Genomic DNA, 22,897 nt, shown 5'->3' with positions numbered 1-22,897 from the left:
CCCCGGTCACCGGGGTCCCCCGGCGCCGGCGAGGCCGAGAGCGGGGCAGGGGCCGAAACCTCGGGGGATGGTGCGGTCATGTGCCGCCTTCCTTCCTTGCGTGGGTGGGGTACGCCCGGCCGGTCAGCACAGGCCCGCAGGCTTGGAGGCCCGGCAGGTGTTGCCGTCGAAGACGTTGCCGCTCGTGGCGGCCTCCTGGTTGACGAGGTCCGCCGGAGTGTTGTCCTGCAACTGGTTTCCGGTGATCCGGTTCCGCTCGCTGGTGACGCCCACGAGGCTCTTGAACAGCACGACACCGCCGGACAGCGGGGACGTGCCGGAGTTGCCGGTGACCAGGTTCCGCGTCACGAGGGTCTGCTCGGCGCCGGTCAGGACGATGCCGGAGCCCTGGAGGAAGGGCAGCCGTGCGGTCTTCTCGCAGTACTTGTTGTTCTTCTCGACCCTGTTGTCGCTGATGGTCAGGGCGCCGGCCTTCGGCTCGTTCTCATCGCCGACGACGAACATCCCCGCGCAGTTTCCGGTGATGGCGTTCCGCGCGACGGTGAGGTTGCGCAGCCTGCGGACGGTGATGCCGATCCGGTTGTCCTGCAGGCGGTTCCGCTCGATCACTGTCCCCCCGGTATCGCTGGCTCCCTCCTCGGCCTTCACGTTGTTGGCGAGGAACAGGCCCGCATCACCGCTGCCCCGGATGGTGTTCTCCCGGAACACCCCTCGGGTGGAATGCTCCTGGGCGATGCCCCACTGCCCGGTGTCCTCGGCGGTCACCCGCTCCACGGTCAGATGGTCGGTGCCCATGGAGAACAGGCCGATCCGCGGGAAGCCGCGCACGGTCAGGTGGGAGACGGTGACGTCCCCGAGCGGGACGTCCTTCGAGCCGACGACACAGATCCCGTTGCCGCCGTCGCTGCAACTGACGGACGCCCTGCGGGAGCTCGTTTTGGACGCAGGCACGCTCGGCACGGTCTGCTGCGCCGTCGGCTCGATCACTGTGCGGCGACCGACTCCGCGCAGGGTCAGTCCGGGCGTCTTCACCGTGACGCTCTCGTGGTACGTGCCGGGCAGCACGAGCACCGTGTCGCCGGGTCGGGCGGCGTTCACCGCCTTCTGGATCGATTCGCCCGGATGCACCACATGGACACGGTGGACGGCCGCCGCCGGTGTGGCGCCGAGGAGGGCACCGACGAGCGCCGAGCTGCAAGCGAGGTAAGTGATATGGCGTTTTGTCACATGAGGCAGGTTAAGAGCGCATGAGCCGATCACCGGCCGGATGCTCCGTATGGCGGCGTGTCAGGAGCGAGTACGTGCCGTCGGGTGCCCGGCTGCCCGGGAACGGCGGCGAGGGCTGCTAGCTTCGCGAGCTGTCGGGAGGGTCCGGGACGCCTCGGACCGAGGCGGGGGACGTGACGGGAAGCGAGACCACGGTGACGGGCAGGGAACATCCAGACGAGCTGACGGGCCCGATCCGGCGCAGGAGTTTCCTGGCGTCGGCCGCCGTGGCCGCCACTGCACCGGTGGCGGTCGCCGGTCCCGCGCGGGCGGCGGAGCCCGCGGCCGGCCCGCCGGTCGGGTCCGTGGCACGCCTGCTCGGCGTACCCGAGGCCGGGCGGGGGGTCGGCTGGCTCCGTGAGGCCCTGCAGATCGCCGTCCAACTCGAGCTCGCCACGATTCCGCCCTACCTGTGCGGCTGGTGGTCCGTGAAGGACCGCCGCGGCGACGCCGCGCAGCTGATCAGGCGGGTCATCGACGACGAGATGTACCACCTGGGTGTCGTCTGCAACCTGCTCGTGGCCGTGGGCGGGCGGCCGCGGTTCAAGGACCTGGCACCTCGCTATCCCGGACCGCTCCCCGGCGGTGTGCGCGCCGGGGTGACCGTCTACCTGTCGGGGCTGACCAGGCCCTTCGTACGGGACGTGATGATGGCGATCGAGGCTCCCGACGAACCGCTCGCCCGCAGGGCGAACCTCTCGCCCAGCATCGGCGACTTCTACAGCCACCTGATGATCGCGATGCGTGACACGGCACCGTACCTGTCGGTGGAGGGACAGCTCTCCAGCCGGATCGGGCCCGACGTACTCGAACCGGTCCGGACCCTCGACGACGTCGAGCGTTCGATCGAGATCATCAAGGAGCAGGGCGAGGGCACCGCCAGCTGCCCGGCCGACGCCTTCCAAGATGACCACCCGGCGCACTACTACGCCTTCGCGGAGATCTACCACGGACGGCAACTGTGCAACACCGGCCGTGGCTGGCACTTCACCGGCGCGCCCGTGCCCTTCCCCGACGCACGCCCCATGGCCCGGGTTCCGGTCGGTGGCTGGCGCCGCCTGCCCCCGCCGGTGCGGCGGCTGTCGGACCAGTTCGACAGCACCTACGACGCCATCCTGGACGCGCTCGAAGGTGCCTGGTCCGGCGGCGGCCAGAGCGCCCTGGGCTCGGCCGTCCGCGCCATGCGCGGGCTGGAGGAACCGGCCGTGGAGCTCATGGAGATCGCCATGCCCGACGCTCCGGGCAACTACGGCCCGCAGTTCCGCCGTCCCTGATCCACGAGGTCCCTGGATGATCCACGAGGTCCCCGGCGTGACACACGCGGTGGCCGCAGTGGTCCTTCGGCGTGGGCCCCTTGGTCACCCCCGGAAGAGGTCGCCGAACTCCGTCGGGCCACTTCCACGTCGCTCGTGCCGCCGCAGTTCCCGAAGGCGTGTACTCGCTCCCGGGGCCGGATCATCAGACCTTGTGACAGGTGCTCTTCGCCGATCCTCACCTTCCCGCCCATGGAGAGGGGGGAAAGTGAGGCCGGGCGTCATCCCCGGGGCATCCGGGGGGAGCGACCGCCAGCGCCACGTCCAGGAATCGGACCCTTCGGGAGCGGCATATTGCTCATCAGGTCGCCCATGGCCCGCAGCCGGTCGTTGGTGGCCGTCACCTGGGCACCGGTCAGCACGCGCGGGAACTTCAGCATGGTCGTGCGCAGCTTCTTGAGCTGGACCTGACCCTCGCCGTTGCCGACGATCACGTCGTGCACGGGTACGTCCGCGACGATACGGTTCATCTTCTTCTTCTCGGCGGCCAGCAGGCTCTTCACCCGGTTCGGGTTGCCCTCGGCGACCAGGACGATGCCGGCCTTGCCGACCGCCCGGTGCACGACGTCCTGGCTGCGGTTCATCGCCACCGCCGGAGTCGTCGTCCAACCCCGGCCGACGTTGTCCAGCACGGCCGCCGCGGCGCCGGGCTGGCCTTCCATCTGGCCGAAGGCGGCTCGCTCGGCCCGGCGGCCGAAGACGATCGCCGCCGCGAGCAGCCCGACCAGCGCGCCGAAGATCCCCAGATAGACCGGGTGTCCGACCAAGAAACCGATCGCGAGGAAGACAACGAGGGTGCCGATGCCGACGGCCGCGAGAATAAGACCGATCTTCGTGTCGGCCTTTCGGGTCATCTTGTACGTAAGGGCGATCTGCTTCAGTCGCCCGGCATTCGCGGCATCCGCCGCGGTTTCCTTCCTCGCCATGCTACGAAGTCTACGTGGCCCCGGGAGTGCCGACGACGGCAGTGCCCGGTAGTGGCCGCGGACGTCAGGGGCGGGTGGCGGCCTGCTCCAGGACGCGCTGGGCCTCGACGCGGTCCTTGGCGCGGCGGCGGTCCTCCAGAACGGAGGTCCAGGCGTTGCGGCGGGCGGTGCGCTGACCGCCGCTCATGAGCAGGGACTCGACGGCGCGGAGGGCGTCGGCGAAGGACGGGATGGCGGTTGCGCGTACGGGCGCGGCCTGCATGTGCGAGGTCCCCCCTCGGTCTGGTCTACGGGGCGTGATATCAGTGTCACTGATTGGTGTTACCAGGGCGTGTCCGACCGGTCAAACGCCCATGAAGCCCTGGCAGGCGGGTCGGAAACGCCGACGCGGCCCTGATGGGCACCCTCATCAGCGAGGATGTTCAGGACCGCGGTGACTCGGCCATTACTGGCCAGTAATTTCTTGTGCGTGAATTCACACGTTTACTCAGAGGGCCTGCACGGCGATGTAGGTGCCGCGCTTCTCGACGGCCATCTGGTACAGGCGTCCCGCACGGTACGAGGACCGCACCAGCGGGCCGGACATCACACCGGAGAAGCCGATCTGTTCGGCCTCCTCCTTCAACTCCACGAACTCCTGCGGCTTCACCCAGCGTTCCACCGGGTGGTGGCGGACGGACGGGCGCAGGTACTGGGTGATGGTGATCAGTTCGCAGCCGGCCTCGTGTAGGTGCCGCAGCGCTTCGCTGACCTCTTCGCGGGTCTCACCCATACCGAGGATCAGGTTGGACTTGGTGACCAGATCATGGTCGCGGGCCTCGGTGATGACCTTCAACGAGCGCTCGTAGCGGAAACCGGGACGGATCCGCTTGAAGATCCGCGGCACCGTCTCGACGTTGTGCGCGAACACCTCGGGCCGGGCCGAGAAGACCTCCGCGAGCTGCTCCGGGATCGCGTTGAAGTCCGGTGCGAGCAGTTCCACCTTCGTCCGGCCACCCTCGCGGGCAGCCGTCTGCTGGTGGATCTGGCGCACGGTCTCGGCGTACAGCCAGGCGCCGCCGTCCTCCAGATCGTCGCGTGCGACACCGGTGATGGTGGCGTAGTTCAGGTCCATGGTGACCACGGACTCACCGACTCGGCGCGGCTCGTCGCGGTCCAGGGCCTCGGGCTTGCCGGTGTCGATCTGGCAGAAGTCGCAGCGCCGGGTGCACTGGTCGCCGCCGATGAGGAAGGTCGCCTCGCGGTCCTCCCAGCACTCGTAGATGTTCGGGCAGCCGGCTTCTTGGCAGACCGTGTGCAGGTCCTCGCTCTTCACGAGTTTCTGCATCTTCGTGTACTCGGGACCCATCTTCGCCCGGGTCTTGATCCACTCGGGCTTGCGCTCGATGGGGGTCTGACTGTTGCGGACCTCCAGGCGCAGCATCTTGCGTCCGTCGGGGGTGACTGCGGACACGGCCGGCTCCCTGCTGATTGCTGTGAGTAGTCTTCGATTCCTCGGCGTACACCAGGGTACGCCCGTGCTTTATTCGGTCCTGTCGACGGGAGAGGCCCCGGGGTGCAGGGTCCTTGCCGGTTCGGCCCCGGTCCGGTTCCGGTTCAGGCGGTCGCCCTCTCAATCACCCGGGGCCTGAGGTCCGCGTTCTCCAGGATGTCCCTCAGGTGCTTCTCGACCACTGGTAGAACCTCCTCGACGGTGATGTCCCGGCCCAGTTCGCCGGCCAGGGAGGTGACGCCCGCGTCCCGGATGCCGCACGGGATGATCCGGTCGAACCAGACGTTGTCCGGGTTCACGTTGAAGGAGAAGCCGTGCATCGTGACGCCCTTGGCGACGCGGATCCCGATCTGGGCGATCTTGCGGTCCTCGCGGCGCTGGCCCGCGTTGGAAGGGGCGTACTCGGGGCCGTTCAGGCGCGGGTCGAACTCCTCGTCATGCAGTCGCGGGTCGAGGTCGAGGGAGAGCCCGCCGAGCGCGGGCCGCTGCTCGACCGGATCGCCGAGCACCCACACCCCGCTGCGCCCCTCGACCCGGGTGGTCTGCAGGCCGTACTCGGCGCAGGTGCGGATGAGGGCCTCTTCGAGGCGCCGCACGTGCGCGACCACGTCCACCGGGCGCGGAAGCTTCTGGATCGGGTAGCCCACCAGCTGGCCCGGGCCGTGCCAGGTGATCTTGCCGCCGCGGTCCACGTCGATGACCGGGGTGCCGTCCAACGGGCGCTCGCTGTCCTCGGTCCGGCGGCCGGCCGTGTACACCGGAGGGTGTTCCAGGAGCAGTACGGTGTCCGGGACCTCGTCGGCGAACCGGGCCGCATGCACCCGGCGCTGCTCGTCCCAGGCCTCCTGGTAGTCGACGGCGTCCTCGCCGAACCCCATGCGGACGAACCGCAACTCACTCACGGCAAGCGCCTCCCTCGGCTACGGGTGTGCCAGGCGCGTCATGCGCCCACGCCACTGTACGTCCGACCGACTCGCGTCAGCTCTGTGGGCAATCCTCACACGATCGGATGAATGTGCGTCAACGTGTGCGGTCATGTGCTTACTCTCCGCTACATTCGCGCCGTTCGTGAGGCCATAAGGGCTGCTCAAAGGCGATCGGGGCACTTCAGGGGCCCGGAAGGCAGGAGACCGCACCACAGATGACGGACCGACCCGCGCAGCGCACCCCCAACCGCCAGCTCGCCGCGCTCATCGCAGAGGCGGGGTTCTCCAACGCGGGTCTGGCCCGTCGCGTCGACCAGCTCGGCCTGGAGCACGGACTGGACCTCAGATACGACAAGACGTCGGTCACCCGCTGGCTGCGCGGCCAGCAGCCGCGTGGTACGACCCCGGCTCTGATCGCCGAGGTGTTCACCCGCCGGCTCGGGCGTCGGCTCACGGCCCAGGACCTCGGCCTGGACGCCTGTGCGCCGGTCTACGCCGGGCTGGAGTTCGCGGCGACCCCGGACGAGGCCATCGATATCGTCAGCGGGCTCTGGCGCAAGGACTCCGGGAGCCACGCCGAGCTACGCAAGATCGCCTTCACCCCGGCCGGCCTGGTCGTGCCCAGCCGGGACTGGTTGATCGGCAAGCCCGACGACAGGGTGGCTCGTGAACCGCTGCCCCGGGTGCCCCAGCAGGGCCGCCCCGCAGCCGCCAAGGACCGGCCGCCGGCCGCGCAGGCCCCGCCCCGGGCGCGCGGACACGCCGAGCGTGCCCCCGGGCACCGGGTCACCGGCGGCGACATCGCGGCGCTGCGCTCGGTCGGTGAGTTGTTCCGCGCCCTCGACGAGCGCTTCGGCGGCGGCCATGCCCGGCAGGCACTGGTGCGCTACCTGGAGCACGAGTGCGAGCCGATGCTCCGCGGCACCTACGACGAGCAGACCGGCCGCCGGCTGTTCGCGGCCGCCGCCGACCTGACCCGGCTCGCGGGGTGGACCTCGTACGACATCGCCGCGCACGGACTGGCCCAGCGCTACTTCGTGCAGGCGCTGCGCCTCACCCAGGGGGCCGGCGACCGGGCCTACGGTTCCTTCGTCTTGGTCACCATGAGCCGTCAGGCGGTCTACCTGGGCCACGGCAGGGAGGCGGTGCAACTGGCGCGGGTGGCCCAGCAGGGGGTCGCGAGCGGCGCGCCGCCGGTGGTGCAGGCGCTGCTGCACGTCTCCGAGGCCCGCGCACACGCGGTACTCGGGGAAGTCCGGGCGTGCACCGCCGCGCTCGTCCGGGCCGAGCGCGCTCTGGACGCGGCCCGGCCCGGAGACGAGGTGCCCTACTGGGCACGCTTCTTCGACGAGGCCCAACTGGCCGACGAGTTCGGCCATTGCCACCGCGACCTGCAGCAGTTCCGCCTCGCCGCGCAGCATGCCGAGCGTTCCCTCCAACTGCGCGCCCCCGCCTACGCCCGCAGCCGCCTCTTCTGCCGTGTTGTCCTCGCCACCGCTCGGCTCGGCCTCGGGGAACTCGACCAGGCGTGCGCGCTGGCCGCGGAGGCCGCCGGGCAAGCGGCCGAGATGCGTAGTGTCCGTGCGGTCGAGTACATCAGGGACTTCGAGCGCCGCCTGGAGCCGTACAAGGACGCGGCACCAGCACGGGGGTACCGGGAGAAGACCGCGGCCCTGGGGTGAGCCGCGAGGTGCCCCGGGCCGCGACCCGGGGCACCTCGCCGGTGGTGCCGGCCCGGCGCGCTGGCCGGCGCAGTCCGGCCAGACCGGCTAGGCAGCTCGGGGCAGCGTCGGCGCCGGGTCGGCCGTGTGCATCGGGCCCGCCGCGCCCAGGTCGGCGAGGACCGCTGCTGCGGCTCGGTGAGCCGAGCGCAGGGCGCCCTGGACCGTGCTGGTGTCCCGGTGGTCGCCGCAGACGTACAGACCGGCCAGCAGCCGTACCGGCCGGCGCAGGTCGTGCGGCGGACGCATCGCCGGAAGCGCCTCCGGTGTGTGGTGCACGGCCAGCGTCTCCCAGCGGCGCGTGGAGGTGCCGTAGAGCCGGGTCAGGTGGATGCGGACGGCGGTATCGACCCCCTCGGGCGGCGTGCCCAGCACCGTCGAGGAGATCAGCACTCGGCCGGCCGGTGCCCGGCACGGGTCCACGTTGCTGATGACCGCCGTATGCGCCACTGGTCCGCCACGGTCGGCGTCCAGCAGCAGCGAGGTGCCGGTGGAGAAGGTCGCCGCGGGCTCGTCGGTGGTGTGGTGGATCACGGTCACCGGGTGGAAGGCCGGCACTCTGAGGCCCGGCAGCAAGTCCGCCGCGGCCCGCGCGTCCGTCGCGAGCAGTACTGCACGGCAGCGGATCGCTCCGTGCTCGGCGGTGGTCACCGAGGTCGTGGACACGGACGTGACCCGAACCCCTGTGTGCACCGTGCCCGGCGGCAGTGCCTGGGCCAGTAGCTCCGGGAGAGTCTCTGCGCCCCCCTCCGGAACGCAGAGCCGACCGCCTGCGAATGCGCGCAGGGCCAGGTCGGCGCAGCGGCTGGAGGTGGTCAGCTCCGGATCGCACAACAGTGCGGCGAGCAGCGGACGCAGGAAGCCGTCGATGGTGCGCGCCGACACTCCGCGCCGGGTAAGGGCCTGACCGGCCGGCATCTCGGGGCGGGCCAGGATGCGCTCGACCGGGGTCGTGGCGATCCGGCCGAGGGCGGCGCCCAACCGCGCCTGGTCGACCGCGCCGCCCACGGGCGTGCCCACCCGGCCGGGCGGGGCCGCCGCTCCCCTGGGGGCGCTTGCAAGGGCGCGCACTACGTGGAGTGCGCCCCTCGCGCTACCTCCGGCCGCCTGTGCGCCCGCGCGCTGGGTGTGTCCGTCGCGGTGCAGCAGGACCCCGGGGGCGAAGCGGCGCAGGGCCAGGGGGCCCAGGCCCGGGGTTGGCCGCAGTTCGGGGTAGGACGTGGACAGCAGTTGTCCGATGCGGTCGAGCCGGAAGCCGTCGACCTTCTCCGTCGACATGCGGCCGCCGACGTACGGGGCGGCCTCCAGGACTGCGGTCGTGACTCCTGCGCTGGTCAGCCGATGAGCCGCCGAGAGACCGGCGACGCCGGCTCCCACGATGACGACGTCCACCTGGTACGCGGGCTCAAGCACGAGGCCCCTCCTGTGGTTGCGCGGCCGGGTGGAGACGTCATGCCCCCAACAGGCCCCAGGGATAGCCGAGTTCAGGTCGAGGTTAGAACCGTGATCGGTCAGGGTCAGTCGCGCATCACCAGGGCACGGTCGCATGGAGGTCGCATGCGGTCACACGAGGTTTCACCAGGTCGCAGCACACGCGTGGCGTACGTCCGGCCACCCGGTGCGGCACCTGGCCGCCGCACGCGGTGGGCTGACGGTCCGCCAGTGACGGGAGCGCCGGGTGATCCGTGCGTCCCCGGCGCTGTTCGCCGGACCGGCCCTGGCCGGGACCCCACCGGAGCGCAGCCCGGACCGAACGCGTCGGCCGCTGCGGTGTGCCCGCCTTCCAGAGCCCGACCGGCCGCACGACCGATAGGGAAACCGATGGGATGCCGAGGGGCGCCCGGCGTAGGGTGATCGTCATGCCGGAGCCCTCCCTACGCAGTGCCCGACTCGACGACGACGGACAGCTGGCCGTCCTCGACCGGGCCACCTGGTCCACGCTGCATGCCGTGGTGTCCGAGCCGCAGCCGCCATACGGGCCGTTCTTCGACGAACGCTACGGCCCGGACGGCTGTCTGGTCGCCGAACTCGACGGGCGCATCGTCGGCTACGTCCGGCTGGTCCGTCCGACCCCGCTCGCCTCGAACGCGCACGTCTTGGCGATCCGGGGCTTTGCCGTCGCCGAGGACGCGCGCGGGCAGGGCATCGGGCGGATCCTGATCCGGGCCGCGGTCGAGGAGGCGCGGGGGCGAGGTGCGCGGCGCCTCACCCTGCGCGTGCTCGGACACAACACGCCCGCCCGTGCGCTCTACGAGTCCGAGGGGTTCCTCGTCGAGGGCGTGCTGCCGGAGGAGTTCCACCTGGACGGCAAGTACGTCGACGACGTGTTCATGGGCCGTGGCCTGTGAACCTGGTTCACGGTCGTCGCCGGTGAACCGGGCTGGTGAGAGGCCGGCTGGATCTCCTGTTCTTCCCGTGCCGCACCAGGCAACGTTCGCCCCGTCGTGACGCCCGGCACGCACGCTCGCCGCACCGACCGAAAGCCCACGTACAGCCCGTACGAGGACGTCCGGCAGGCACGCCGAGAGCACGCACCGGAGACCGCTCCGTGACGGGCAAACGTCGCTTGCCGCGGCTAGGAGTCGATCAGCTTGCCCGTGTCCACCGGCGTCGTGGCCGTGGCCGCGCGCCGGGCGTCCCCGGCCACCTCGGCCGCCGTCAGGGCGTACCCCGTCTCGGCGTCCGAGGTGGAGCGGGCGAAGACCACTCCGAACACCCGGCCATCCGTGGTCAACAGTGGGCCGCCGGAATTGCCCGGCCGGACCGTGGAACGGATCGAGTAGATCTCCCGGGTGACCGTCCGGTCGTTGTAGATGTTCTGGCCGGTCGCCCGTATCCGGTTCGCGACCGTCGCCGCCTGTAGGTCCAGGCCCCCGTTCTGCGGGTAGCCCGCCACCACCGCACGGTCACCGCGCCCGGCGTTCGTGTCAAAGTGCAGGAGCGGGGCACGCAACTGCGGCACATACAGCACCGCCACGTCCCGGTCGGGGTCGAACAACACCACCCGGGCCGGGTACGACGGCCCGACCCCGCCCACCCGAACGCTCGGATGGCTGATACCCGCCACCACGTGTGCGTTGGTCATCACGTGCCGCGGGGCGTAGGCGAAACCGCTGCCCTCCCGGCCCTCGGCTCCCGCAGTGCCCTCGATCTTCACCGTGCTCACCCTGGCGGCCCTCGTCGCGGCGGGCGTGACGCTGTCACCGGACGGCCGGGCCACCCCGGCCACCGACTCGTTCTCGAACGGGTTGAAGACCTGCGGGAAGCCTGCCTCGGTCAGCGCGGACGTGGCCCGCGAGAACCACGCGGGCGTGGTGTCCGGCATCGCCCGCTGGACCGCCCCCAGCAGCGTGGAGTTCCGTATGGCCGTGGTCAGGGTCTGTGACGGGGCCGCGCTCAGCACGCTCGCCGCCACCCAGGCCACGATCAGCACCGCGACCGCGTTCGCCGCCGCGCCTCCCACCCCGTCCGCCACCCGCAACGGACCCCGGTCCAACTCCCCGCGCAGCCGCAGGGCGAGCCGGCCGGCCAGCTCGTGTCCCACCGCCGCCGGGACCAGCACCGTCACCACCGCGAGCACCGTCGCCGCCGTCGACCCGCGCGTCACCTGACCCGTCACCCACGGCAGCGCCCACACCCCGACGGCCGCGCCGCCGACGAATCCGGCCAGGGAGACGCAGCCGGCCACCAGACCGCGCCGGTAACCGGACGCCGAGTAGAGGACGATCACCAGCACGAGCGCCAGGTCGAGCAGGTCCACGGAGCCGCCTTTCTCTCGGATCCCTCAGTACGGACGGGGCGGGCCGGCTGATCAACCACGCGCACGCGGGCGGACGGCACAGCAGGGACCGGCCTCGTGTGCGTGTATCCACAGAAACGTCCCGGACCAGGACGATGGTTCCACCGGGTGGCACAGCACACATCGCGGGCACGGCTCCTCGCCCCGAGAGTGGGACCATGCGTGTCGACCGAACAGCCCCGGAGGCGCGGAAACCACGTGCCGTGGTGACATCCCGCGGACTGCTGGTACTCGGCTGGCTGCCCGGCCTGCTGGCCGTCCTCGCGCTGGCCCTGTGCGCCCGCGGAATCGAGCACTCCGTAGCGCTCGGCAACGGTCACCCCGCCGCCAGGCACGCAGCCGTCCACCGTGCCCCCCGGCCGCCCATCGTGCCCCGCTCCGCCTGGCTGGACCGCGCCACCGGGCGCAGCCAGCCGCCACCGCGCTACGACGACGAGGTGGTCGCCGTCTTCCTCCACCACACCGACTCGCCCAACGGGTACGACTGCGCCGAGGTGCCCCGCATCATTCGCGACCTGTACGCGGGCCAGACCCGTACCCGCCACTGGGACGACATCGGCTACAACTTCCTCGTCGACCGCTGCGGCACCATCTACGAGGGCCGCGCCGGAGGCGTCGACCGGTCGGTCACCGGTGCCCACACCCAGGGCTTCAACCACCGCACCACCGGTATCGCTGCCATCGGCACCTTCACCGCCGGTGTCCGTGTGCCCCGGGCCATGACCGACGCGATCGCCGCCCTGGCCGCCTGGAAGCTCGGTCTGGCCGACGTCGACCCGCGCGGCCGAGCCCGTCTCGTCTCCAGTAACAGCCTCAGCCGCTACCGGGCAGGTAGCACCGCCACCCTGCCCGCCGTGGCCGGCCACAACGACGCGTACATGACCAGCTGTCCCGGAGCGGCGCTCACCGCCCGCCTGCCCGACATCCGACAGGCGGCGGCCCGGCTGCAGGGCCGGGCGGTCGCCGTACGGGTCACGCCCTCCGTACCCGCCAGGCACTCCACGCCCTCCGTACCCGCCACCCCCTCCGCGGCTTCCACAGGGGCGTCCCCCACAGGGACGTCCTAGGCGCCACGCAGCCCACTCCCAGCCCGGGGTCCTACGGTCATGCACGGCACGGGGCGACGGGAGGCGGAGACCATGAGCAGCAGCCGTACGACGTCCGCGGAGGCGGGGACAGAACCTGCGGACTCCACGGTGCGGACCGGCCGGCCCCGGCCCGCACGCACCCCCTGGGCGGTCGTCGGCGCGGTCGCGACCGTTCTCTTCGGCCCGGCAGCGGCCACCGCGTCCGCCCTCGACCGGGCCAATGCGGCCCCGATGCACCACGGGGGGAAGACCGACCGGACGGGGGGCGACCCGGCGACGCACCGCGTCACTCCCTGAAACGGTCCCAGAGCCGGGGATACCGCTCGGCGAGCGCCCGCTCGTTCTCGAAATCCAAGGGTTTGCCCTCCGGCTCGGCGGGCGCGGGTGCGATGCCCAGGTCCGGCGCGACGGTACCGGTCAGCCGCTCGTAGGCCTCGTCCGCCGCGTAGCCCAGTTCCTCCCCGTCGCCGTCGACCTCCTCGTCGAACTCGCCCAGCAGCCCGGCCAGCGAGTCGGGGTCGTGCAGGGCGCCCTCGAAGACCTCCCGCCCCTGGCCGATCAGCCAGCACCGGAAGAAGTCGAATGCGTCGTCGCTGCAGCCGTCCAGCAATACCCAGGCTGCGCCCCACAGCTCCCAGAGGTAGGCGCGGTTGTAGCGGGCCTCGAAATGCCGGGCGAAGTCCAGGACCAGCTCTGGGTCCATCCGCAGGAGCCGCTCCACGAGCACGTCGGCCTGCTCCTCGGGATCGCCGCCGGCAGCCTCGCGCGTGGCGTCGATCAGTTCCCAGAACTCCGTCTCGTCCATCACTGCACCAGCATCGGGCTTCGGCGGGTGGGCCGCACGCGGAGTACCGAGGAACGTCACCCGGTGTCCGCGCGGCGGTACAGCGCCGCGGTCCGGGCCGCCTCGCCGGCGAACCACTCTCGCAGGCCCGTCGCCACCCGTACCCCGGCCTTTGGCCCCAGCGCGGTCAGCTGGGAGTGCGCGACCTCCTCCGACTCCACCGCCAGGGTCGCGGTCACCCAGCCTTCGACATCCGGCTCACCCACACCGCCCAGTGCCTCCCGCGCGGCCGGGGGACCAACCGCGTACGGAAGTCTGCGCACACCCTCCCGGGACACATGCGGGCAGCAGCGCCGCCGCCACCTTCAGCCGGGCCACCGGGGCTGTGCCCAGAAGGGATGCTGTCGGTCCAACAGCATCCCAAGGACACGGCCCCACCGGCGGACGAGCCGCAGGCCCTACAGCCCGTACTTCTCCCGGGCCTCCTTCACCGCCGCAGCCTTCACCTCGCCGCGCTTGGCGAGCTGGGCCAGGGCCGCCACGACGATCGACCGGGCGTCCACGCCGAAGTGGCGGCGGGCAGCTTCACGCGTGTCCGAAAGGCCGAAGCCGTCGGCGCCCAGCGAGGAGTAGTCCTGCTCGACCCACTGTGCGATCTGGTCCGGCGTCTGGCGCATGTAGTCGGAGACCGCGAGGACCGGACCCTCGGCACCTTGCAGCGCCTGCCGGATGTACGGCACCCGCTCCTCGCCGCGCAACAGGGCCGCGTCGGCGTCCATGGCGTCCCGGCGCAGCTCGGACCAGGAGGTAGCGGACCACACGTCGGCGGCCACACCCCACTCCTCGGCCAGCAGTTGCTGTGCCTCCAGCGCCCAGTGGATCGCCGTGCCGGAGCCCAGCAACTGGATGCGCGGGGCGTTGGCGACCGGGGACACGCCCGCCGACTCCGCCGTGTTGAACCGGTAGAGGCCCTTGACGATGCCCTCGTCGACGCCGAGACCCTGCGGCTTCGCGGGCTGCGGCAGCGGCTCGTTGTAGACGGTGAGGTAGTAGAAGACGTTCTGGTCCTCGCCCGGTTTGGCCTCGCCGTACATCCGGCGCAGGCCCTCACGGACGATCACCGCGATCTCGTAGGCGAAGGCGGGGTCGTAGGTGAGGGCGGCCGGGTTGGTGGCCGCGATGACGGGGGAGTGGCCGTCGGCGTGCTGCAGGCCTTCGCCGGTCAGGGTCGTACGGCCGGCCGTGGCGCCGATCAGGAAGCCGCGGCCGAGCTGGTCGCCGAGCTGCCACATCTGGTCGGCCGTGCGTTGCCAGCCGAACATCGAGTAGAAGATGTAGAAGGGGATCATCGCCTCGCCGTGCGTCGCGTACGACGTCGAAGCGGCGATGAAGTCGGCCATGGAACCGGCCTCGGTGATCCCCTCGTTGAGGATCTGGCCGTTCTTGGCCTCCTTGTAGTACATCAACTGGTCGCGGTCGACCGGTTCGTACGTCTGGCCCTTGGGGGAGTAGATCCCGAGCGACGGGAACAGGGACTCCATGCCGAAGGTGCGTGCCTCGTCCGGGACGATCGGCACCCAGCGCCTGCCGGTCTCCTTGTCCCGGACCAGGTCCTTGACCAGGCGGACGAAGGCCATGGTGGTGGCCACGTTCTGGGAGCCGGAGCCCTTGTCGAAGGAGGCGAAGGCCCTCTCAGCGGGGGCGGGGAGCGGGGCCACCGGGTGGACACGACGGGCCGGGGCCGGGCCGCCGAGGGCCGCGCGGCGTTCCTGGAGGTAGCGGACCTCGGGGGAGTCGGCGCCCGGGTGGCCGTAGGGGACCGTGCCGTCGGCGAAGTCGCTGTCCTTGATCGGCAGGTCGAGCAGGTCGCGCATGGTCGTGAACTCGTCCACCGTCAGCTTCTTCATCTGGTGGTTGGCGTTCTTCGACGCGAAGCCCTCACCGAGGGTGTGGCCCTTGACCGTCTGGGCCAGGATCACGGTCGGCGCGCCCTTGTGCTCGACGGCGGCCCGGTACGCGGCGTGGACCTTGCGGACTTCGTGGCCGCCACGCGAGAGGTGGAAGCACTCGATGATCTTGTCGTCGCTCAGCAGCTTCGCCATCTGGGCGAGCGCCGGATCGGCGCCGAAGAAGTCCTGGCGGATGTAAGCCGCGTCGCGGGTCTGGTACGTCTGGATCTGTGCGTCCGGTACGTCGCGCAGCCGGCGTACCAGTGCGCCGGTGGTGTCGAGCTGGAAGAGCTCGTCCCAGGCGGAGCCCCACAGGGTCTTGACGACGTTCCAGCCGGCACCGCGGAACTGGGCCTCCAGCTCCTGCACGATCTTGAAGTTGGCGCGGACCGGGCCGTCGAGGCGCTGCAGGTTGCAGTTGATGACGAAGGTGAGGTTGTCCAACTGCTCCCGGGCGGCGAGCGCGAGGGCCGCCGTCGACTCCGGCTCGTCCATCTCGCCGTCGCCGAGGAAGGCCCAGACGTGGGAGGCGGAGACGTCCTTGATGCCGCGGTTGGTCAGGTAGCGGTTGAACCGGGCCTGGTAGATCGCCGACAGCGGGCCGAGGCCCATGGAGACGGTGGGGAACTCCCACAGCCAGGGCAGGCGCCGCGGGTGCGGATAGGACGGCAGGCCGTTGCCGCCGGCCTCCTGACGGAAGTTGTCCAGGTGCTGTTCGGTCAGTCGGCCGTCGAGGAAGGCGCGGGCGTAGATGCCGGGGGAGGCGTGGCCCTGGATGTACAGCTGGTCGCCGGAGCCGGCGGCATCCGGGGACTCCTTGCCCTTGAAGAAGTGGTTGAAGCCGGTCTCGTACAGCCAGGCCGCGGAGGCGAAGGTGGCGATGTGGCCGCCGACGCCGTGCTTGGAGCCGCGGGTCACCATCGCGGCCGCGTTCCAGCGGTTCCAGGCGGTGATCCGGGCCTCCATCTCCGGGTCGCCGGGAACGGCCGGCTCGGCGGAGGTGGGGATGGTGTTGACGTAGTCCGTTTCGAGGAGCTTCGGCAGCGCGATGCCGCCCGCCTCGGCGCGCTCCAGCGTGCGGCGCATCAGGTATGCGGCGCGGTGCGGCCCGGCCTCCCTGGCCACGGCGTCCAGGGAGGCCTGCCATTCGGCGGTCTCCTCGGGGTCGCGGTCCGGGAGCTGGTCGAGCTCGCTCGGCTGGATGGCGTGGGGGTCGGTCATGTCGCCGCCTTCCTCAGTCGAAGGGGGTTCCCTCATCGGTAAGGGTTCGGGGGTGCCCTTGGTCTTTGGCAGGACAGGGCAGCGGACTTCGGTAGAAGTCCGTCGGCGACTGTAACTCCCTGATCGATGATCGATCAAAGGGTTGAGCGGGAAAACCTCTTGATTTGGAGAAAATAGGCACCGGGTGCCTATTGGTTGGGCACCCGGTGCCGTACAAACAGGAGCATTTGTGCAGGTGAGCATGGGTGTGCTCGGCTGCATCAAGCCCTCGGAGCGCAGCCCAGGACGTGTGCCTTGACCAGCTCCGCGATCGCGGGATCCCGGCGCCTGAACGCCTGCACCAACTCCTCGTGCTCCTCCGCGTACGACTGCTGCACCGTGCCCAGCCAGCGGATGGACAGGGCCGTGAACACCTCGATGCCCAGGCCCTCCCAGGTGTGCAGCAGCACCGAGTTGTCCGCCGCACGGACCAGCTCGCGGTGGAAGCCCACCGTGTGGCGCACCTGGGCGGTGCCGTCGGCGTTGCCGTCGGCCTCGTACAGGGCCAGTACGTGCGGTTCCAGCGCCGAGCAGTCCTGCGCCAGCCGCTCCGCCGCCAGCTCCGCCGCTATGGCCTCCAGGCCGGCCCGGACGGGGTAGCTCTCCTCCAGGTCGGCGGCGGTCAGGTTCCGTACCCGGACGCCCTTGTTCGGTGCGGACTCGATCAGCCGCAGCGACTCCAGTTCGCGCAAGGCTTCGCGGACCGGGGTCTGGCTGACCTCCAACTCGGTCGCGATCCGGCGCTCCACGATCCGCTCGCCCGGCTGCCAGCGCCCGCTGACGATTCCCTCCACGATGTGCTCGCGGATCTGTTCGCGCAGCGAGTGGACGACGGGCGCGGTCATGGGGGCTCCTTCAGGGAGGGCTTTGACGTTTAGACAATACGGCGGGTTCGCTCCGCGGGGAGGGTGCACGGGGATGCTTCCGCGCAGGTGAGACGAGACTTACACACCTGGTCCGCGACCCTTCGGAGCCCGGTGGGCTCCGAAGTCGGCCGCCCTGAGGCCTCCGCCTCGGCGCGGTGGCGCCGCGCGCCGGGCCGACCCGCCCGCCTCCACAGCCAGGTGCCCCTGCCCGGAAGTTCCGGGCAGGGGCACCAAGGGGAGCGCGGCCGAGTGTGCGACCACCGGCCGGACACTGCCTCGCCGGGAGATCCTCGACCTCGTTACAGGCCCAGCTCGACCTCGAACTCGCCCGCCTCCAGGATCGCCTTGACCGCCGACAGGTAGCGGGCCGCGTCGGCGCCGTCCACCAGGCGGTGATCGTAGGAGAGGGTCAGATAGGTCATGTCGCGGACGCCGATGACCGTGCCCTCCTCGGTCTCGATGACGGCCGGACGCTTGACCGTGGCACCGATGCCGAGGATCGCGACCTGGCCCGGCGGCACGATAATCGTGTCGAACAGTGCGCCGCGCGAACCGGTGTTGGAGATGGTGAAGGTCGCGCCGGACAGCTCGTCCGGGGTGATCTTGTTGGCGCGCACCTTGCCGGCCAGCTCCGCCGTGGCCTTGGCGATGCCCGCGATGTTGAGGTCGCCGGCGTGCTTGATGACCGGGGTCATCAGGCCCTTCTCGGAGTCCACCGCGATACCGATGTTCTCGGTGTCGAAGTAGGTGATCGTGCCCTCGGCCTCGTTGATCCTGGCGTTGATGACCGGGTGGGCCTTCAGCGCCTGCGCGGCGGCCTTGACGAAGAACGGCATCGGGGAGAGCTTGACGCCCTCACGGGCCGCGAAGGTGTCCTTCGCCTTGGCGCGCAGCTTCATCAGCCGGGTGACGTCGACCTCGACGACCGACGACAGCTGGGCCTGCTCGTGCAGCGCCTTGACCATGTTGTCGCCGATGACCTTGCGGATCCGGGTCATCTTGACGGTCTGGCCGCGCAGCGGGGAGACCTCCAGCGCCGGCGCCTTCGCCGCGGCCGGAGCCGCAGCGGGAGCCGCGGTCGGAGCCGCAGCGGCCTTCGCGGCCTCGGCCGCAGCGATGACGTCCTGCTTGCGGATGCGGCCGCCGACGCCGGTGCCCTTCACGGTGGCCAGGTCGACACCGTTCTCGGCGGCGAGCTTGCGCACCAGCGGGGTCACGTAGGCGCCCTCATCCGTCGCCTGCGCGGCGGGAGCCGGTGTGACCGGGGCCGGGGCGACCGGAGCCGGGGGCGCCACCTGCGGAGCCGGAGCCGGAGCCGGGGCAGGAGTCGGGGCAGGAGCTGCCGGAGCGGCGGGAGCTGCCGGAGCCGGGGTCGGGGCGGGAGCTGCCGGAGCCGGGGTCGGGGCGGGAGCTGCCGGAGCCGGGGTCGGGGCGGGAGCTGCCGGGGCCGGAGCGGCTCCGGGGACGCCGACGACGGCGAGCTTGGCGCCGATCTCGGCGGTCTCGTCCTCGCCGACCACGATCTCCAGCAGCACGCCCGAGACGGGTGAGGGGATCTCGGTGTCGACCTTGTCGGTCGAGACCTCCAGCAGCGGCTCGTCGGCGTCGACGGAGTCGCCCACCGACTTCAGCCAGCGGGTCACGGTGCCCTCGGTGACGGACTCACCGAGCGCGGGCAGGACCACGTCCGTGCCCGCGGCGCCACCAGCCGGTGCGACCGGGGCCGGGGCGACCGGGGCGGGCTCGGCGGCCGGAGCTTCGGCCGCGGCGGGGGCCGCAGTGGCTGCGGGAGCCCCGGAGCCGTCGTCGATGACGGCCAGTTCGGCGCCGACCTCGACGGTCTCGTCCTCGGCGACCTTGATGGAGGCCAGCACGCCGGACGCGGGTGAGGGGATCTCGGTGTCGACCTTGTCGGTCGAGACCTCCAGCAGCGGCTCGTCGGCCTCGATGCGCTCGCCCTCGGCCTTCAGCCAGCGGGTGACAGTGCCCTCGGTGACGCTCTCACCGAGCGCCGGAAGGGTTACGGAAACCGCCATGGTTTCGGTTGCTCCTAACGAATTGCGGAAGTCTGTGTCGTCGCGCCCATGGACCGAAGGCTCAGTCGTGGGAGTGCAGCGGCTTGCCGGCCAGGGCCAGGTGGGCCTCGCCGAGCGCCTCGTTCTGCGTCGGGTGGGCGTGGATGAGCTGGGCGACCTCAGACGGCAGCGCCTCCCAGTTGTAGACCAGCTGGGCCTCGCCGACCTGCTCACCCATGCGGTCGCCGACCATGTGGACGCCGACCACGGCACCGTCCTTGACCTGAACGAGCTTGATCTCGCCCGCGGTCTTGAGGATCTTGCTCTTGCCGTTGCCCGCCAGGCTGTACTTCAGAGCGACGACCTTGTCCGCGCCGTAGATCTCCTTGGCCTTGGCCTCGGTGATACCGACGGAGGCGACCTCCGGGTGGCAGTACGTCACCCGCGGAACACCGTCGTAGTCGATCGGAACGACCTTCAGACCGGCCAGACGCTCCGCCACCAGGATGCCCTCGGCGAAGCCGACGTGCGCGAGCTGGAGCGTGGGCACGAGGTCACCGACGGCGGAGATGGTCGGAACGTTGGTGCGCATGTACTCATCGACGAGGACGTAGCCGCGGTCCATGGCGACCCCGGCCTCCTCGTAGCCCAGGCCCTGCGAGACCGGCCCGCGGCCGACCGCGACGAGGAGGACCTCGGCCTCGAACTCCTTGCCATCCGCCAGGGTGACCTTCACGCCGTCCTGGGTGTACTCGGCCTTCTGGAAGAAGGTGCCGAGGTTGAACTTGATGCCGCGCTTGCGGAACGCGCGCTCAAGAAGCTTCGAGCTGTTCTCGTCCTCGACCGGGACGAGGTGCTTCAGACCCTCGATGACGGTGACGTCGGCGCCGAAGGACTTCCACGCCGAGGCGAACTCGACGCCGATGACACCGCCGCCCAGGATGATCGCGGACTTGGGCACACGGTCCAGGACGAGGGCGTGGTCGGAGGAGATGATCCGGTTGCCGTCGATCTCCAGGCCCGGCAGCGACTTCGGCACGGAGCCGGTCGCCAGCAGCACGTGGCGGCCCTGGACACGCTGGCCGTTCACGTCGACGGAGGTCGGGGAGGACAGACGGCCCTCACCCTCGATGTAGGTCACCTTGCGGGAGGCGATCAGACCCTGCAGGCCCTTGTACAGGCCCGAGATCACATCGTCCTTGTACTTGTGGACGGCCGGGACGTCGATTCCCTCGAAGGTGGCCTTCACGCCGAATTGCTCGCTCTCGCGGGCCTGGTCGGCGATCTCGCCGGCGTGCAGCAGGGCCTTGGTGGGGATGCAGCCCCGGTGCAGGCAGGTACCGCCGACCTTGTCCTTCTCGATCAGGGCGACGTCCAGGCCCAGCTGCGCCCCGCGCAGGGCTGCGGCGTAACCACCGCTACCACCGCCGAGGATCACTAGGTCGAAAACGGTGCTGGCGTCGTTCGCCACGTCACGTCCTCCATGCATGTGCGCCGCACGCCGGGCACCCTCGTCCCTGTGGGAGGTGTCCGGCCGGTCGGCTGGTGTCCGGCCGCTTGATGCTTCGGCCCTTCGGTGGGGCCCTGTCCTGCCGGGCTCCATCTTTGCACTTGTTCGAGGCGGACGAGACGCCGGGCCGGGGTGTGAGACACCCCACGTGCACCGGAACGGAAGGTACGCCGGGAGGGGCGTGGGGGCTGCGCAACCAGCCCCCACGCCCCTCAAGCCGCCGCAGAGCGGACGGAACGAGCTGGCGGGCGAACGTCAGCCCAGGTCACCCGCGGCGGTGAGCTCCGCCAGCCGCACCAGGGTCCGCACGGCCGACCCCGTACCACCCTTCGGCGTGTATCCGAACGGCCCACCCTCGTTGAACGCCGGGCCGGCGATGTCGAGGTGGGCCCAGGTGATCCCCTCGCCCACGAACTCGCGCAGGAACAGACCGGCGACCAGGCCGCCGCCCATCCGCTCACCCATGTTCGCCATGTCGGCCACCGGCGACTCCATGCTCTTGCACAGGTGCTCCGGCAGCGGCATCGGCCACGCCGGCTCGCCGACCTCCTCGGCGGCCTCCTGCACTGCCGAGCGGAACGCGTCGTCGTTGGCCATGACGCCGAAGGTCCGGCTGCCCAGTGCCAGCACCATCGCGCCGGTCAGGGTGGCAACGTCCACGATCGCGTCCGGCTTCTCCTGCGAGGCCGCCCACAGCGCGTCGGCGAGGACCAGCCGGCCCTCGGCATCGGTGTTGAGGACCTCGACGGTCTTGCCGCTGTACATGCGCAGGACATCACCCGGGCGGACGGCGGAGCCGGACGGCATGTTCTCCGCCAGCGCCAGCCAGCCGGTGACGTTGACCCGCAGGCCGAGCCTGGCGGCGGCGACCACGGCCGCGAACACGGCGGCGGCACCGCTCATGTCGCACTTCATCGTCTCGTTGTGGCCGGCCGGCTTCAGGGAGATGCCGCCCGAGTCGTAGGTGATGCCCTTGCCGACGAAAGCCAGGTGCTTCTCCGCCTTGGGGTGCGTGTACGACAGCTTCACCAGGCGCGGGGTCGCAGCCGAGCCTCCGCCGACGCCGAGGATGCCGCCGTAGCCGCCCTTGACCAGAGCCTTGTCGTCGAGCACCTGCACCTTGATGCCGTGCTCCTTGCCCGCGGCCTGCGCGATACCGGCGAAGGCCGCGGGGGTGAGGTCGTTCGGCGGGGTGTTGATCAGGTCGCGGGAGCGGTTCAGTTCCTCGGCAACCGCGACGGCCCGTGCGACCGCGTCCTTGTGGACGGCGTCGCGCGGCTTGCCGCCGAGCAGCGCAGCCTCGGCCAGCGGCGCGTTGCCGTTCTTGGCCTTGGCGGCGCTCCGAGCCGGGCGGCCGTTCTCCTTGTAGGCGTCGAAGGAGTAGGCGCCGAGCAGGATGCCCTCGCTGATCGCGCCGATGGCGCCGGGGCCGTCGACGGGCAGCGCGAAGGCGGCCTTCTTCGAGCCGGTGAGCGCCCGGGCGGCCACGCCGGCGGCCTTGCGCAGGGCCTCGTCGTCGTAGCCGGCGTCCTCGGCGCCGGGCTCCTCGCCCAGGCCCACTGCCACGACGAGCGGTGCCTTGAAGCCGGCCGGAGCGGGCAGCTTCGTCAGCTCGCCCTCGGCACCCGAGGCGCCGAGGGTCTCCAGGACGCCGGCCAGCTTGCCGTCGTACGCCTTGTCCACGGCCTCGGCGCCGGGCGCGACGACGGGCCCCTGGGCGCCCTTGGCGACACCGATCACAATCGCGTCGGCCCGCAGGCCGGGCGCTGCGGCGGTGCTGAGAGTCAGAGCAGTCACGGTGGTGAATTCTCGCTTCCGATGTGAAATTGCTGTGGCCGAAGTGGGGTGGGTCGACCGGGCCCGAGAGCCGACCCTAGGCCCAGGCCCGGAGGCATGTGGCAACCGGGTCCTTCACCCTGCCGGCAAACACCCGGGACGAGACTACGCGTGTGCGCGCGTTCGCTCATTTCTACGGACGTTCA

The 22,897-nt window shown here is 71.0% G+C and carries 19 protein-coding genes; 5 read left to right on the top strand and 14 right to left on the bottom strand.

All coding sequences use genetic code 11. The features are described from left to right. Nucleotides 1-123: 123 nt before the first annotated feature. Nucleotides 124-1,227, bottom strand: coding sequence for a right-handed parallel beta-helix repeat-containing protein (locus LK06_RS07880; RefSeq protein WP_039654971.1), 1,104 nt, complete (start codon nt 1,225-1,227; stop codon nt 124-126). Between the two features lie 173 nt (nt 1,228-1,400). Between LK06_RS07880 and LK06_RS07875 the strand changes: the two genes are divergently transcribed. After that, complete coding sequence (locus tag LK06_RS07875) at nt 1,401-2,540, top strand: ferritin-like domain-containing protein (RefSeq protein WP_267886146.1); 1,140 nt, start codon at nt 1,401-1,403, stop codon at nt 2,538-2,540. Between the two features lie 260 nt (nt 2,541-2,800). On the opposite strand, the gene LK06_RS07870 is transcribed toward LK06_RS07875, so the two are convergent. From LK06_RS07870 to lipB, 4 genes are all read right to left on the bottom strand, one after another. Further along, complete coding sequence (locus LK06_RS07870; RefSeq protein WP_039654970.1) at nt 2,801-3,505, bottom strand: DUF4191 domain-containing protein; 705 nt, start codon at nt 3,503-3,505, stop codon at nt 2,801-2,803. Between the two features lie 64 nt (nt 3,506-3,569). Further along, entirely contained in the window at nt 3,570-3,767 is a 198-nt protein-coding gene (locus tag LK06_RS07865; protein WP_039654969.1) for an SCO2195 family GlnR-regulated protein, read from the bottom strand. 225 nt (nt 3,768-3,992) lie between these two features. Continuing rightward, complete coding sequence (gene lipA, locus LK06_RS07860) at nt 3,993-4,958, bottom strand: lipoyl synthase (protein ID WP_039654968.1); 966 nt, start codon at nt 4,956-4,958, stop codon at nt 3,993-3,995. Between the two features lie 143 nt (nt 4,959-5,101). Then, nucleotides 5,102-5,899 (bottom strand): lipoyl(octanoyl) transferase LipB, encoded by a 798-nt coding sequence (gene lipB, locus LK06_RS07855; RefSeq protein WP_039654967.1) that lies wholly within the window; start codon nt 5,897-5,899, stop codon nt 5,102-5,104. Nucleotides 5,900-6,138: 239 nt separating this feature from the next. Between lipB and LK06_RS07850 the strand changes: the two genes are divergently transcribed. Continuing rightward, nucleotides 6,139-7,605: an NsdA family TPR-like regulatory protein gene (locus LK06_RS07850; protein ID WP_043406827.1), complete on the top strand. Its 1,467-nt coding sequence runs from the start codon at nt 6,139-6,141 to the stop codon at nt 7,603-7,605. A gap of 87 nt (nt 7,606-7,692) precedes the next feature. Here LK06_RS07850 and LK06_RS07845 read toward each other — a convergent pair whose 3' ends face one another. Beyond that, nucleotides 7,693-9,057, bottom strand: a complete 1,365-nt coding sequence (locus LK06_RS07845; protein ID WP_039654965.1) for an NAD(P)/FAD-dependent oxidoreductase — start codon at nt 9,055-9,057, stop codon at nt 7,693-7,695. Nucleotides 9,058-9,503: 446 nt separating this feature from the next. Between LK06_RS07845 and LK06_RS07840 the strand changes: the two genes are divergently transcribed. Next, complete coding sequence (locus tag LK06_RS07840; protein WP_086083663.1) at nt 9,504-9,992, top strand: GNAT family N-acetyltransferase; 489 nt, start codon at nt 9,504-9,506, stop codon at nt 9,990-9,992. A 227-nt stretch (nt 9,993-10,219) separates the two neighbouring features. Here LK06_RS07840 and LK06_RS07835 read toward each other — a convergent pair whose 3' ends face one another. Then, nucleotides 10,220-11,404, bottom strand: coding sequence for a MarP family serine protease (locus tag LK06_RS07835; RefSeq protein WP_039654963.1), 1,185 nt, complete (start codon nt 11,402-11,404; stop codon nt 10,220-10,222). Between the two features lie 197 nt (nt 11,405-11,601). Between LK06_RS07835 and LK06_RS07830 the strand changes: the two genes are divergently transcribed. Both LK06_RS07830 and LK06_RS07825 read left to right on the top strand, forming a co-directional pair. Next, nucleotides 11,602-12,510 carry a peptidoglycan recognition protein family protein gene (locus tag LK06_RS07830; RefSeq protein ID WP_052270114.1) on the top strand — a complete coding sequence of 303 codons (909 nt, stop codon included), beginning with the start codon at nt 11,602-11,604 and terminating at the stop codon, nt 12,508-12,510. 72 nt (nt 12,511-12,582) lie between these two features. Next, entirely contained in the window at nt 12,583-12,828 is a 246-nt protein-coding gene (locus tag LK06_RS07825) for a hypothetical protein (protein WP_052318930.1), read from the top strand. Here the strand turns inward: LK06_RS07825 and LK06_RS07820 are convergent. The 7 genes from LK06_RS07820 to LK06_RS07790 all read right to left on the bottom strand — a co-directional run bounded on the left by LK06_RS07820 (nt 12,818) and on the right by LK06_RS07790 (nt 22,712). Further along, on the bottom strand, nt 12,818-13,336 hold the full coding sequence (locus LK06_RS07820; RefSeq protein WP_039654962.1) for a DUF4240 domain-containing protein: 519 nt from the start codon (nt 13,334-13,336) through the stop codon (nt 12,818-12,820). The two genes, LK06_RS07825 and LK06_RS07820, sit on opposite strands and share 11 nt — an antisense overlap. A gap of 56 nt (nt 13,337-13,392) precedes the next feature. Beyond that, complete coding sequence (locus tag LK06_RS07815) at nt 13,393-13,638, bottom strand: hypothetical protein (RefSeq protein ID WP_159025175.1); 246 nt, start codon at nt 13,636-13,638, stop codon at nt 13,393-13,395. A gap of 135 nt (nt 13,639-13,773) precedes the next feature. Beyond that, nucleotides 13,774-16,485: a pyruvate dehydrogenase (acetyl-transferring), homodimeric type gene (aceE, locus tag LK06_RS07810; RefSeq protein ID WP_039654960.1), complete on the bottom strand. Its 2,712-nt coding sequence runs from the start codon at nt 16,483-16,485 to the stop codon at nt 13,774-13,776. Between the two features lie 260 nt (nt 16,486-16,745). Beyond that, the gene (locus tag LK06_RS07805; protein ID WP_039654959.1) at nt 16,746-17,369 is read right to left on the bottom strand and encodes a GntR family transcriptional regulator; all 624 of its coding nucleotides are present in this window, start codon (nt 17,367-17,369) and stop codon (nt 16,746-16,748) included. Nucleotides 17,370-17,689: 320 nt separating this feature from the next. After that, the gene (gene sucB, locus LK06_RS07800; protein WP_043433664.1) at nt 17,690-19,426 is read right to left on the bottom strand and encodes a 2-oxoglutarate dehydrogenase, E2 component, dihydrolipoamide succinyltransferase; all 1,737 of its coding nucleotides are present in this window, start codon (nt 19,424-19,426) and stop codon (nt 17,690-17,692) included. 61 nt (nt 19,427-19,487) lie between these two features. Continuing rightward, the gene (gene lpdA, locus LK06_RS07795; protein ID WP_039654957.1) at nt 19,488-20,876 is read right to left on the bottom strand and encodes a dihydrolipoyl dehydrogenase; all 1,389 of its coding nucleotides are present in this window, start codon (nt 20,874-20,876) and stop codon (nt 19,488-19,490) included. A gap of 294 nt (nt 20,877-21,170) precedes the next feature. Beyond that, the gene (locus LK06_RS07790) at nt 21,171-22,712 is read right to left on the bottom strand and encodes a leucyl aminopeptidase (protein WP_043406837.1); all 1,542 of its coding nucleotides are present in this window, start codon (nt 22,710-22,712) and stop codon (nt 21,171-21,173) included. Nucleotides 22,713-22,897: the final 185 nt, after the last annotated feature.

The organism is Streptomyces pluripotens, from assembly GCF_000802245.2.
GTDB classification, from domain to species: domain Bacteria; phylum Actinomycetota; class Actinomycetes; order Streptomycetales; family Streptomycetaceae; genus Streptomyces; species Streptomyces pluripotens.
Note: the sequence above shows the minus strand (reverse complement) of the source record. Positions and strands in the feature narration are given on the sequence as shown.

Excerpts from the sequence above, each read along its gene's own strand:
- LK06_RS07830 (WP_052270114.1), top strand. The coding sequence starts at position 11,602 with ATGCGTGTCGACCGAACAGCCCCGGAGGCGCGGAAACCACGTGCCGTG.
- LK06_RS07805 (WP_039654959.1), bottom strand. The coding sequence starts at position 17,369 with ATGACCGCGCCCGTCGTCCACTCGCTGCGCGAACAGATCCGCGAGCAC.
- LK06_RS07865 (WP_039654969.1), bottom strand. The coding sequence starts at position 3,767 with ATGCAGGCCGCGCCCGTACGCGCAACCGCCATCCCGTCCTTCGCCGAC.
- LK06_RS07870 (WP_039654970.1), bottom strand. The coding sequence starts at position 3,505 with ATGGCGAGGAAGGAAACCGCGGCGGATGCCGCGAATGCCGGGCGACTG.
- LK06_RS07820 (WP_039654962.1), bottom strand. The coding sequence starts at position 13,336 with ATGGACGAGACGGAGTTCTGGGAACTGATCGACGCCACGCGCGAGGCT.
- LK06_RS07825 (WP_052318930.1), top strand. The coding sequence starts at position 12,583 with ATGAGCAGCAGCCGTACGACGTCCGCGGAGGCGGGGACAGAACCTGCG.
- LK06_RS07850 (WP_043406827.1), top strand. The coding sequence starts at position 6,139 with ATGACGGACCGACCCGCGCAGCGCACCCCCAACCGCCAGCTCGCCGCG.
- aceE (WP_039654960.1), bottom strand. The coding sequence starts at position 16,485 with ATGACCGACCCCCACGCCATCCAGCCGAGCGAGCTCGACCAGCTCCCG.
- LK06_RS07840 (WP_086083663.1), top strand. The coding sequence starts at position 9,504 with ATGCCGGAGCCCTCCCTACGCAGTGCCCGACTCGACGACGACGGACAG.
- sucB (WP_043433664.1), bottom strand. The coding sequence starts at position 19,426 with ATGGCGGTTTCCGTAACCCTTCCGGCGCTCGGTGAGAGCGTCACCGAG.